Origin of the sequence: Paraburkholderia sp. PREW-6R (assembly GCF_039621805.1) — a bacterium.
GTDB lineage: Bacteria > Pseudomonadota > Gammaproteobacteria > Burkholderiales > Burkholderiaceae > Paraburkholderia.
This window is the reverse complement of the sequence record NZ_CP155075.1, coordinates 996,616-1,009,064: the sequence shown is the minus strand read 5'-3', so window position 1 is coordinate 1,009,064 and position 12,449 is coordinate 996,616. Positions and strand designations below refer to the sequence as shown.

The following is a 12,449-nucleotide window of genomic DNA, read 5'->3' as shown; positions in this document are numbered from 1 at the left end:
GAAGAACACTTCCGGAGTAACAGGACCGGGATACCTGGCGCAATCAGTGTCGTGGTCGACGCGGTGTTCGTATGAACGACGCACCGCCGCGCAGCGCAAGTGCCGCGTCAGATTCCGCTAGCCATGATGTCTGTCAGACGGGGTTGCTCGATCCGCGTGCCGTTGGCTTGTGTCAAAGACGCCGCCAATGCCAGTAATGGCGCAATCCGACGCTGCTTCTTCTGCTCATGATTCTGCGCAATATCGGCAAGGCGGTGCGCCAGAAAGGGGTTGAGCAAGCGTTCGCGGACCTGCGCAACGTAGGCCAACGCGTCATCCCCTTCACCGAGGAGATCGAATACCGGCAAGACCTCTTGTTGCCATATGGCCTCCAGTTCCGCGCGCAGGACAGGATCGCTCATCGCATTCAGGACCGTCTCTTCAGCGGCGCGCGCATCGCGTAACCAGCGCTCCGCGAGAAATGTATGCGCGAGATTCAGCAGGAACAGCTTGCGCCGCTCGAAATGCTGGAGATTCTCCGTCAGTACGATCGAAGGATGGACACACGGTATCTGCAGCCGGGGCTGCTGCTCGATCGCCCACAATGCGTACGGTTCCGCCACCGCGCCTATCGGCCGGATCGGCTCCGACACAATCCGGTCGACCAGCGAATTGGCCCACACGCAGTGGTCAGCCAGATAGCGGATCAAGTCGCCGGGCATCTGCCATTGCAACGCCAAGCCCACGACGATGCCCTTTAACACCTCCCCGTTTTTCTCGATCAGTTCGCAAGGAAACAGCGATAGCGGTGCATCGGGCTGCTTTTGCCATCTCGTGTGCAACAGGGACAGCAGTCTGGCGGGGAAGCTGTGCGGTACGCGGCTCGGGTCGGCGAAAATGTCAGCGTTATCGCGTTCATCGAGTTGATAACCCTGGTCCCCCGTGTTCGAAACAATGATCCGCACGGGACCGGCGATCGCCTCGCGCAGCAGTGCCCAATCCCTGCGCACGTGGACGGCTTGGCGAATCGCTCGTGCGGTCAGGGTCACGTCGATCAATCGGCCCGAATGCAGCCCCCGTAGATGCACCGGGTAGCCGGCGCCGGTCGCAAAAGCGGCGATGCGCGCGGCGCTGTCGGCGCTTTCTGTGGTCTGAACCACGGCAATGCCGCCGGACGCCGCCCCTTGCTGGCCGGATTCGAGCGCCTCTGAGACGAATAGATCAACGTGCGCCTGCAGGAAACGGCTCGTGCCGAATTGCAGAATGGGCTGCGTGAGCGGTGCGGCCGGGGCCTGCGCTTCGTCATGCGAAGAGTGCATCGCTAACATTCCACGATAGCTTTGACGACACCGCCGGCAGGATCGAGCAGTGTCGCAAAGCGGGCGGGGACATCGGTCAGCGCCAGCCGATGCGTATTCAGCGCGCGGTCCGGGATATGGCCCGCCCGCATCGCCTTGATGACGGTGTCGAAGTCCTCGAGCGTCGCGTTGCGGCTGCCAAGCAGGGTGGCTTCGCGCTTGTGGAACTCGGGGTCCGAAAAAGTGATCGTGTCGGCTACGATCGACACGAGTACATACCGGCCGCCATGGGCAATGAACTGAAAGCCGCGTTCCATTGCCTTGGGGTTGCCGGTCGCATCGAACACGACATCGAAGAAGTCGCCGTCCGTCAGTTCCGACAACTGCGCGTGATCGTCGGCGCCGATCTGCACCGCGGCCGCGGCGCCCAGTTGCTCAACGCAGAAACCGAGCCGGTCCGCACGCGTATCGAGCGCGGTTACCGTCGCACCGCGCAGCCTGCTGAAGGTCAGCACCGCCATGCCAATCGGCCCCGCGCCAACGACCAGCACGCGTTCACCCTGCTTCACGTCGCCACGCCTGACCGCATGCGCGCCGATTGCAAGAAACTCGACCATGGCCGCCTGATCGAGCGTGATGCCTTCGGCTTTGTGAACGAACTGCGCGGGAACGCTCAGGTACTCGGTGAACGCGCCGTCTCGATGCACGCCCAACACCTGGATATTCACGCAGCAATTGGTCTTGCCGCGGCGGCACGCAATGCATTGGCCGCAGGACAGATACGGCATCACGAAGACCTGATCGCCAGCAACGAGTCCACTGTGCGGGGGCGCCTCTTCGACGATGCCGGACAACTCATGGCCCATCACACGCGGATAAGCCAGATAAGGCTGATTGCCCGTGAAAATATGCAAGTCCGTACCGCACACGCCGACACGCTTGACGCGCAGCAGCACGTCGTTTCCTCCCGTTTCGGGTTTGGGCCTTTCCTGTGCAATCAGCTTTCCTGGCGTCTCGCATATGACGGTAAGCATAGCAATCCTTGGTTCATTGCCCTTTCGAGCGGCGCAGCGTTGGTTCGAATACGTCTGCAGCGGCGGCCGGGCGAGAGCGATATCGAGCCGCCCGGTCGGCCAGTTCGATCAATACAGCACGTTCTTCGCTTCGGGCTTGTCGATGTTCTCTTTGGTCACCATCACCACGCCGGTGTCCAAGTTTTTCGACACCGGCTTTTTCTCGATCAGATTGACCACTGTCTTCACGCCTAGCTCGCCCATCTGATACGAGCCCTGCACGGCGGTGGCGGCGAGCGTGCCGTCCCTGATGAAGCCCTGCAGATCCTGATTGCCGTCGAAGCCGATCGCCACTACCTTGCCGGCTTTGCCGGACTGTTCGAGTGCGCGGCCCATGCCGACCGCGGTGGGCTCATTCGCGCCGAACATGCCCTTGAGGTCGGGATTAGCGGTCAATGTGTCGGTGGTCTGGTTCAGCGCGGTCGCCATCTGCGAGTTGGAATAGAACGGTCCCACCACCTGCAGTTGCGAATGTGCCTTCAGATAGTCGCGGAAGCCGCCGACCCGGCCGATCTCCGAGCCCGCACCGGCCACGTAGGACATGATCGCAACCTTGCCGCTTTGGCCCACGCGGTCGATCAGCGCTTTGGCGCACAGTTCGCCCGCCTTCCTGTTGTCGGTCGAGAGGAATGACTGGTAATACTGCTTGCCCGAATCGGAGAGCGCGGAGTCGATGATCACGACCGGGATATGCGCTTCCCACGCCTTCTTGACGGCCGGCACGAGTGCGTCGGGATCGGACGGCGCGAGCACGATGCCGGCCACCTTGCGATTCACCGCGTTCTCGACCATGTTGACTTCGTCGGCAATGGCGGTTTCCGTCGCCGGGCCCTGGAAAGTCATCGTGTAGCCCTTGAGTTGACCCATTGCCGCGTTGGCGCCCTTCTGGACGTTCTGCCAGTAGTTGGAACTCGATGTCTTGACGATCACCGCGATCTCGCCACCGGCGGCGTGAGCAAGTCCGGTGGCCAGCATCAGCGTGGCGGCCAGCATGCTCAGTTGGAATGTGCGCATGTCTCTACTCCTGTGAGGATTTGTTGTAGTACGTGGACTTCTCGGCGCAGCAGACCAGCCGGTCCGAAACGCCGATGCATATCACCGGCGATTGCGGAGCTGGTCGATCCAGACAGTGCCCAGAATCACCAGGCCGATGATGATTTGTTGAATGAAGCTGGAGACTCCATTCATGTTCAACCCATTACGCAGAATGCCGATCACGAACGCGCCGATAGCCGTGCCGGAAATCGTGCCGACGCCGCCCATCAGCGAGGTGCCGCCGATCACCGCACTGGCAATCGCGTCAAGTTCGTACATCACGCCTTCATTCGGCTGCGCGGTGAGCAGTCGCGACATCAGCACACAGCCGGTCACGCCTGCAAGCGCGCCGGAGAGCACGTAAGTAAACATCGTCACGCGCGCGACATTGACGCCGGATAGCCTGGCTGCTTCGGCGTTCGAGCCGACAGCATAGATATGCCTGCCGAGCGTGGTGCGGCTAAGCATGATCGAGACCGCGATCGCAATGACGATCATCAGAATCACAGGGTACGGGATACCTGGAAACTTCACGTCGGGAAAGCCGTCCGCCCCGATCGTCTCGATCCTGAACAACGCGCCGTTGCCCAGCACGCCGAAGGCATCACCCAGTCCCGACACGGGCCGCGCGCCAGTGATTTGCAGTGCCAGGCCACGCGCCACGAGCATCATGCCGAGCGTGGCGATAAACGGCGGCAGGCGCATGCGCGTGACACACAGACCGTTCACCACGCCGCACAGCGCGCCGACCACGATGCCAAGCAGCATGCCGACGGTGACCGGCATGCCGGCCTTCACCGCGAGGGCCGCCACGACACCGGACAGCGCGAGCACCGAGCCGACCGACAGGTCGATGCCGCCCGTGATGATGACGCAGGTCGCGGCGACGCCAAGGTACGCAATCGAGGTTACCTGCAGCGCGACGGTCATCGCGTTGTCGACGGTGTGGAAAGCCTCGCTCGTCGACGAGAACACCAGGATCATCACAATCAGGCTGGCGAAGGCGGCAAACTTCTGGATCAGATCCTTGCGCCGTTCGCTCGCAAGCGAAGAGGTGGGACGTGTAAGCGTGCTCATTGCGAAGCTCCCAGGGTATCCGAAGCGCCTCTGCGTCCCGAGGCGTAATGCATGATTTCTTCCTGACTCGTTTGACGGGTCTCGAGGATCGTCACGAGGTCGCCCTCATGAAATACGGCCACGCGATCCGTCATACCGAGAATCTCGGGGAGTTCGGAGCTGATCATGACCACGCCGATGCCTTGCGCCGCCAGCTTGTCGAGCAGCTCGTAGATCGCGAATTTGGCGCCGACGTCGATGCCGCGGGTGGGCTCGTCGAAGAACAGCACCCGGGAGTCGCGAAACAGCCACTTGCTGATAACGACCTTTTGCTGATTGCCGCCTGACAGGTTGCGTGCGACTTGCCTGACGCTTGGCGTGCGTATGCCCAGCGCGTCCACATAGCGTTTCGCCACGGCGGCCTCGGCCGCGAAGCGGATGAATCCCAGGCGGTTCGAGACCGCACCCATGTTGGCCAGGGTGATATTGCTGGCCACAGGCATGTTGAGCGACAGGCCGTTGGCCTTGCGGTCTTCGGACAGGTACGCAATGCCGCGCCGGATAGCGTCGATTGGCGAACGTATCGCAAGGGTCTCGTTGCCCAGCCTGATCGTGCCGCTGTCGGGCAGATCGGCGCCGAAGATCGCGCGCGCCACTTCCGTGCGACCCGCGCCCATCAAGCCGGCGAAGCCCAGAATTTCGCCGCGCCGCAATTCGAAGCTGACGGGTCCGAACACATTCGCGCGCGTCAATTGATCGACCGACAGCAGGACCTCCTGCGTCGGAACGGACGTGCGCGGCGGAAACTTATCTTCGAGCGAACGGCCGACCATGCGTGCGACGACCTTATCGATGGTGGTTTCGCGAAACACATCGGTCGATACGTAACGTCCGTCGCGCATGACGGTGACGCGGTCGACGATCTCGGTCATTTCATCGAGCCGGTGCGAGATATAAATGATTCCGACGCCGGCGCGTTTCAGCTCGTGAATGATCCTGAACAGCTGGCGGGTCTCCGTCTCCGTGAGGGACGACGTCGGCTCGTCCATGATCAGGACTTCGGCGTCCAGCGAGAGCGCCTTGGCGATTTCCACCATTTGCCGTTGCGCGACTGGGAGCGTGCGCACGAGTGTTCCCGGTGCGATGTCGACACCGAGCCGGTCGAGGCAGCGCTGCGCATCGGCGCGCAGACGCGCCCGATCGACGAACACCCCGCGGCGCGGCTCACGGGCGAGAAAGATGTTCTCCGCCACCGACAGGTGCGGCACCAGGTTCAGCTCCTGGTGAATGATGGCGATGCCTGCCGCCTGGGCTTCGAGCGACGAAGCAAAGCGGCATTCGCTGCCCTTGTAGACGATGGAGCCATCGTCGGGCAGGTACTGGCCGCTGATGATTTTCATCAGCGTCGATTTGCCCGCGCCGTTTTCTCCGCATACGGCGTGAACCTCGGCCCGCTGCAAGTCGAAGCTGACGCTGTCCAATGCGACGACGCCCGGGAAGCGCTTGGTCACGCCCGTGAGACGCAACAACTCGGCATTGCCGTCTGGCCGTAAGGAGCGGGAGGGCGCATCGGCAGGCGGCGCGTTTGCCGGCTCGGACGCCGACGCCTGCGCGGACGGGGCAGCCATACGATGTTCGCCCGGAGCAACTGCGAGGCGGGCATGACCAGAATGCGGGCGCGCCGATAGAGCGCGGCGCGGCGCGGGCCGTGTCGGGAATTCCAGCAAGGCTGTCTCCAGTTCGTGACGCCGCCGTGGGGCGGGTACGTGGTTTTGTTCTTCTCAAAACGAAGCCGCAACCGGTACGGTAGCGAACGGCGACGGCAACTTGATCATAGGCACGCCGCGTTAATTGGTCAAGCCACTTTTGTCTTCGATGGGTCGGCTTCATGCGCACCATAGGTGACGCTGATGGTAAGAGACTTACGGACGTGGGATTTAGCCTCGAACGAAGGTTCTTTGGTCGCAATGACGAGGTGGCCTATAATCGTCACCAGTTTTCATTCCCGTTAATTGGCCTGACCAAACCTAAGTTTGGGCCATCAGCGACGCACGCGACATACCGGTTCCACGGAGGACGTTTGACCAGCACCCGACTCAAACAGGTCGAGACGAAACGTCTCTATCAGCACATCGCCGACCAGATTCGGGCGCTTATCCAGTCGGGTGACTTCGCGCAGGGCACACGCTTGCCTCCCGAGCGCGATCTTGCGCAGCAGTTGGGCGTTTCGCGGCCATCACTGCGGGAAGCGTTGATCGCGCTGGAGATCGCAGGCTCCATTGAGATTCGCCAGGGCTCCGGTGTCTATGTGTGCCGGATACCCGAGCGTTCGCCGAATGCCACCGTTGCGCTGGGAGAAAGTCCGTACGAGTTGATGCAGGCGCGTGCGGTTCTGGAAGGCTCGCTGATCGTGTTGGCCGCCGCGCTGATTACGCCGGAGCGGTTGACCCGCCTGCGCGAGACGCTCGACGGGATGCGCGCGCAGATCAACGCAGGGCGTTCTCCACTCGAGCACGATCGCGCGTTCCACGTGGCGATCGCGGAGATGACCGGCAATCTCGTCTTGGTCCGGATGGTGACCGAACTGTTCGATGAGCGTCACAGTCCGATTTCAGCGCGCCTGAGCGGTCGTGCAGAGACGGGGCAGACCTGGGCGGCGGCGCTCGCAGAACATGAGGCGATCTATCGTGCGCTCGAAGAGCGCGATCCGCTCGCGGCTCAATCTGCGATGCGCAGCCATCTGAAGGCGTCCGAAATACGGTGGACTGAGTCGGGATGAAGTCGTGTGATCGTGTTGGCAAATGCCACACGCAATGTGGCCGACATGATCGCTGAACAGACGGGCGATTTCTTAAGTCTTCGCGACGTGCCGGGTACGTAGCCGTGTATTCGCCGAGCGCGGACACCAGGTCGATCCGCAGTGCATCTTCGGCAAAAAGCGCGGCGGCAGCAGTGCGGGTGCTTCTACCGCCGTCCTCGCGGTTTGCGACGCGGCAACGGTTAGATGAGAACCGTTCATCTGCCGCGAGGTCCACCAGCTGACTACCGGAAACGCAAACCGGCTTCCGCTCGTCCGCTGGCAACTTGTCGGGCCGCCTGCTAGAACGAGCGCGGCAGACCGAGGATGTGTTCGGCAACGTAGGACAGAATCAGGTTCGTGGAAATCGGCGCGACCTGATACAGGCGCGTCTCGCGAAACTTGCGCTCGACGTCGTATTCGCAGGCGAAGCCGAAGCCGCCGTGAAACTGCAGGCACGCGTTCGCGGCTTCCCACGAAGCATCAGCAGCCAGCAGCTTGGCCATGTTTGCCTGCGCGCCGCATTGCTGATGGGCGTCGAATCGACGGGCGGCTTCGAAGCGCATCAGGCTCGCAGCCTCAACGTTGATGTACGAGCGAGCGATCGGGAATTGAACGCCCTGGTTCTGGCCGATGGGCCGGCCGAACACGACGCGGTCCTTCACGTATTGCGATACCTTGTCGACGAACCAGTAGCCGTCGCCGATACATTCGGCTGCAATCAGTGTGCGCTCGGCATTCAGGCCGTCGAGGATGTATCTGAAGCCCTTACCTTCCTCGCCAATGAGGTTGTCGGCCGGGATTTCGAGGTTGTCGAAGAAAAGTTCGTTCGTTTCGTGATTGACCATGTTGCGAATCGGACGGATCGTCATGCCGTTCCTGACGGCGTCGTGCAGGTCGACGAGGAAAATCGACATGCCTTCGCTCTTCTTTTTCACCTCTGACAGCGGCGTGGTGCGCGCCAGCAGAATCATCATGTCGGAATGCTGGATACGCGAAATCCAGACCTTCTGCCCGTTGATGACGTAGCGGTCGCCCTTGCGAACGGCCGTGGTCTTGATGTTCGTCGTATCGGTGCCCGTCGTCGGCTCAGTGACGCCCATCGACTGGAGGCGCAGCTCGCCCGAGGCGATTTTCGGCAGATATTGAGCCTTCTGTTCGTCGGAACCATGCCGCAGCAGCGTGCCCATGTTGTACATCTGGCCGTGGCAGGCACCGGAGTTGCCGCCGCTGCGGTTGATTTCCTCCATGATGACCGAGGCTTCGGTCAGACCGAGGCCGGAGCCGCCGAATTGCTGCGGAATCAGTGCGGCCAGCCAGCCGGCCTTCGTGAGCGCATCGACGAATTCGGCCGGGTAGCCGCGTGCTTCGTCGACCTTGCGGAAATACTCCGCCGAGAACTGGCTGCAGAGGTCGCGGACGGCGTCGCGCATGTCCTGATACGGGTCATCGGGAATGTCGCTCATGATGGTAGTCCGGCCGTGGCGGGCGCCGGCGCGATCACATCGCTTGCGACCTGGTTTGCTGTCTGCACGGGGGCGTCCTGCACTGTCATGTCAGTCTCCGGCCGGGTTTCGGCGCATGATGATCGGAATGAACCGACTGTATAGGATTGCCGGGCAGGGCGGGAAATATCGATTGCTTGTGCCCGTCATAGGGGTGGCCTATGACTCGTCCAAAAGGGCCCAGATGTCGCGAAAATGCCCGGGAGCACGCCATTCGCGGCAGCATCGAAACCCGCACCACGTGCCTGCCTCGACGACAAAAGTAGGCTACGGGCTCATGCCAGCTCGGGTCCCCCTCGTGGCGCAATCGATGCGCCGACTACGCCGTGTCGCGTGAGCGCCTCGGCGACGAACCCGGATGCCTTCATCTCTTCGACGAACCTGTTCAACGCGTTGGCTGCTGCTGTGCCGCGGCTTATCGGCACGCCCATCGCCTGCCGGATCACCATGAAGCGCTCGTCGAGCAGGCGCAGGCCGGGCGCCTGATCCGCGTCGGCTTCGAGTTGCTGTTTGACGCCCGCCGCGACTTCCAGGTTCTGTTCGAGAAACGTTTGAACCACGGTCGGTGAGGTGGGCGCGCGCACGATCTGCGCATGCTTCAGTTCGCGCGTCAGGTACAGATCGTATGCGCTGCCCTTGCCGACGGTGACGCGATGTTGTGGCTGGTCCACGTCGGCATTGCAGCGGATCGGCGACGCGTCGCGCACCATGTAATAGCCTTCGATCAGCACATAGGGTTCGGTAAAAGCGATGGTTTTGCCGCGTAGCGGATCGATCGCAAAGAAGCCGAAGTCCGCGCGCTCCTCGCTCACGGCTTGAACCGATTTGCCGGCCGCGTCAAACTCGACCAGTTCCAGTTCGACGCCGAGCTGCTCAGCGAACGCGCGCGCAAGATCGACCGAGACGCCGGACGGCGCGCCCGACGCGTCCCTGTTCGCGAGAATCGGATTGCCGAGGTTGATGGAGGCGCGCAGCGTGCCCGCTGGCGTAAAGGCGCGGATGATGGATGGATCGAATGTCATGATGGTGTGAGGTGCTTGGGATTCGGCTTGGGTGAATGGGAACAGCCGTCGTCATAACCGGCTGGCTGCAGCAGGGTTTTTACCGGAATCACGCATGGGCGTTCAGCCGGCGATGCTCGCTTCGTTCGATTTGTGCCGCGCCGCCGCCCGAGGTCGCAGCAGGATGGCCACGGCAATTACGCTGGCGAGCGCGATACCGCCCGCGAGGACGAATGCGCTGAAAAACGTGTGACTCTGCTGGACCAGAAACCCCGTTACGGCAGGGCCGATAATGCCTGCGCAGTTGGCGATCGAATGCACGCATCCGCCAACGCTGCCAAGCTTCGCGTTGGGCACCGTGTCCTGAATCAGTGCCCAGTACGTGCTACCGCTCAAATACAGCGCAAACACCGCAATGGCCATCAGCAGCAGCGCGTTGGCGGTGGTCGTCACGGTACCGGCGAGTGCGACGCAGACGCCGGCGAGGCCGAGGCAGACGATCAGCACCCACTTGCGCGCGAGAAACGCGTTGCCGGTCCGGCGAAAGACCAGGTCAGACAGCACGCCGCTCAGGCCATAACCGATGAAGCCCAGCAGCCACGGCAGCACCGTCGCGAGGCTCATGCTCTTCAGGCTCAGATGACGGTCCATCGTCAGGAAGCTCGGGAACCAGGTCAGGAAAAAGAACAGGATGTAGCTGTACCCAAAGTAAGAAATCATGGCCGCGATGATGGCGGGCTGCTTGAGGTAAAAGGCGAGGCGCTGCACGTCCGCCGGATTCTCGCTGACGCTGCGGTCGGACTCGATCAGCAGGCGCTCGTCGCCCGACACGCGCGGATGCTGATAGGGCTTGTCCGTCGCCATGACTTGCCAGAACGCCAGCCAGATCAGCCCAAAACATGCGACGCCCGCAAACGCGATGCGCCAACCATACGCTTGCGTCAGCAGTGCAACCACCGGACCGGCCACCGCGCCGCCCAGCGGCAGACCGCAATTGGCAAAACCGAATGCGGTCGCAGATTCCCTGTGCGGAAACCAGTTGTTCACGAGCTTGTTGATCGTCGCCGCAAGCGGGCCCTCGGCCATCCCGAAGAGGGTACGGATGGCCAGCAGCGACCCGAAGCCGGTGGCGAAACCGGTCGCGCCGCACAGCAACGACCACATCAGGATCGCGCCGGAGAAGACGCGCTTGCCGCCCCAGCGATCGGCCGCCCAGCCGCCGATGAAGTTGAAGGCCGCATACCCGAGGAAGAACGTCGAGAACACCAGCCCCATGCGGGCTGGCGCCAGATGCAGTTCCTGCGCGACCGCGGGCGCGGCGACGGACAGCGCCGAGCGATCAAGGTAGTTGATGAAGCCTGCGATAAACAGCAGCAGGACGATGCGCCATCGAATGTGTGTCACCTGTCACTCCTTGTCTCTTGTTATGTGCTCGACGTCCGATGTGCGCGTGAACCGCGCACCGCGTCGGTCGCCTGTCTCCACACCTGCGCTGCGTGCCGGCAGCGGCGATCCATCAACGCGCCGGTGTTCAGCGCTTCATCGCCGCAGCAGCTTCCAGCATCGCCAACTGCGCAGCGCCGATATGGATACCGTCCGCCATCTGCCTGTCGAGGCGATCGAGTTCGATCTCACCGGGGACAATCACAGGTGCGTCCGGATTGGCGGGCGCAGAACCATGCAGGATCGCCGCGTAGTCCTTCATCCGGGCGGCGAGCCACGGCCCGCTGCCGAGCCTCGACGTGTCGATGAGAATGAAGAAGTGGCCGAGATTCTGCGGTTGATCCGGGTCGTCTTCCCACGACTTCACGTGCGTCAGGTAAGCCGCGCCGGACATCAGGCCAGCCAGCAGATCAACGACCAGCGCGAGGCCGTAGCCCTTGTGGCCGCCGATCGGTAGCAGAAAGCCGTCGAGCGCCGCTTTCGGGTCCGTCGTCGGCTTGCCTTGCGCGTCGGTGGCCCAGTCGCCGGGAATTGATTCGCCGCGCTTGAGCGCGTTTCGAATCTTCGCGCGCGCGGCGACGCTGATCGCCATGTCGAGAATGAACGGACGGCCTTCGGGATTCGGCACGCCAAAGCCCACCGGGCTGTTGCCGAGCCGCGCGTCGGTGCCGCCCCACGGTGCGATTGTCGTCGTTGCGTTGCTGCCGATGATGCTGGCGAAGCCCTGCTGGGCAGCGAGATACGAGTAAGGAGAAACCGGGCCGAAGTGATTGCTGCCGCGCGCGAAGACACATGCAATGCCCTGTTCGCGCGCGGCCTTCATCGCGAGTTCGAGTGCGCGATAACCGACCAGGGGTCCGACGCCGTTGTCGCCGTCGAGCTTGTAGAGCGCCGGGCCGACCTGTTCCGATGCGATCGTCGGTGCGGGATGGATGCCGCCGATGCGCAGGCGTGAACCATACGATTCGATGCGGCTCGTGCCGTGTGTGCGCAAACCGAACAGGTCGGCGAGCACGAGGATGGTGGCGGTGTCGGCGGCATCGGTGCGATTCAGGCCGAGTGCGCACAGCGCGTCGATAGTCAGCTCTGTCAGTCGGGCCTTGCTGACGATGCCTTCGGTGGTGGTTGACGGGGTCATGAACGGGCGTCTCCTTTCGAATGTGCAAACCATGCGATTGATTCAAGCGGCTGCCGGACGACGGTGCGGGGCAGCGCTAGCGTTTCACACATGATCCGACCGAAACGACTCCGTCGGCAAACGC

At 62.5% G+C, this 12,449-nt stretch carries 10 protein-coding genes; 1 reads left to right on the top strand and 9 read right to left on the bottom strand.

Features of this window, described 5'->3' with window-relative positions:
* Positions 1-107 precede the first annotated feature (107 nt).
* The 5 genes from AAGS40_RS29105 to AAGS40_RS29085 form a co-directional block, all read right to left on the bottom strand.
* A complete protein-coding gene (locus AAGS40_RS29105) occupies positions 108-1,028 on the bottom strand; it encodes a mannitol dehydrogenase family protein (protein WP_345817632.1) in 921 nt (306 codons plus the stop codon).
* Positions 1,029-1,300: 272 nt separating this feature from the next.
* Positions 1,301-2,311: a zinc-binding alcohol dehydrogenase family protein gene (locus AAGS40_RS29100; RefSeq protein WP_345817017.1), complete on the bottom strand. Its 1,011-nt coding sequence runs from the start codon at positions 2,309-2,311 to the stop codon at positions 1,301-1,303.
* Positions 2,312-2,419: 108 nt separating this feature from the next.
* Positions 2,420-3,343 (bottom strand): ABC transporter substrate-binding protein, encoded by a 924-nt coding sequence (locus tag AAGS40_RS29095; RefSeq protein WP_345817631.1) that lies wholly within the window; start codon positions 3,341-3,343, stop codon positions 2,420-2,422.
* Between the two features lie 102 nt (positions 3,344-3,445).
* Positions 3,446-4,462: an ABC transporter permease gene (locus AAGS40_RS29090; protein ID WP_345817016.1), complete on the bottom strand. Its 1,017-nt coding sequence runs from the start codon at positions 4,460-4,462 to the stop codon at positions 3,446-3,448.
* The gene (locus tag AAGS40_RS29085; RefSeq protein ID WP_345817015.1) at positions 4,459-6,069 is read right to left on the bottom strand and encodes a sugar ABC transporter ATP-binding protein; all 1,611 of its coding nucleotides are present in this window, start codon (positions 6,067-6,069) and stop codon (positions 4,459-4,461) included. The genes AAGS40_RS29090 and AAGS40_RS29085 overlap by 4 nt, the downstream gene beginning before the upstream one ends.
* A 452-nt stretch (positions 6,070-6,521) precedes the next feature.
* Between AAGS40_RS29085 and AAGS40_RS29080 the strand changes: the two genes are divergently transcribed.
* Positions 6,522-7,220, top strand: a complete 699-nt coding sequence (locus AAGS40_RS29080) for a FadR/GntR family transcriptional regulator (RefSeq protein ID WP_345817630.1) — start codon at positions 6,522-6,524, stop codon at positions 7,218-7,220.
* A gap of 320 nt (positions 7,221-7,540) precedes the next feature.
* Here the strand turns inward: AAGS40_RS29080 and AAGS40_RS29075 are convergent, their stop codons facing one another.
* From AAGS40_RS29075 to AAGS40_RS29060, 4 genes are all read right to left on the bottom strand, one after another.
* Positions 7,541-8,704, bottom strand: coding sequence for an acyl-CoA dehydrogenase family protein (locus tag AAGS40_RS29075; protein ID WP_345817014.1), 1,164 nt, complete (start codon positions 8,702-8,704; stop codon positions 7,541-7,543).
* A 314-nt stretch (positions 8,705-9,018) separates the two neighbouring features.
* The gene (locus AAGS40_RS29070) at positions 9,019-9,765 is read right to left on the bottom strand and encodes an ABC transporter substrate-binding protein (protein WP_345817013.1); all 747 of its coding nucleotides are present in this window, start codon (positions 9,763-9,765) and stop codon (positions 9,019-9,021) included.
* 102 nt (positions 9,766-9,867) lie between these two features.
* Entirely contained in the window at positions 9,868-11,148 is a 1,281-nt protein-coding gene (locus AAGS40_RS29065) for an MFS transporter (protein WP_345817012.1), read from the bottom strand.
* Positions 11,149-11,275: 127 nt separating this feature from the next.
* Positions 11,276-12,325 (bottom strand): Ldh family oxidoreductase, encoded by a 1,050-nt coding sequence (locus AAGS40_RS29060; protein WP_345817011.1) that lies wholly within the window; start codon positions 12,323-12,325, stop codon positions 11,276-11,278.
* Positions 12,326-12,449: the final 124 nt, after the last annotated feature.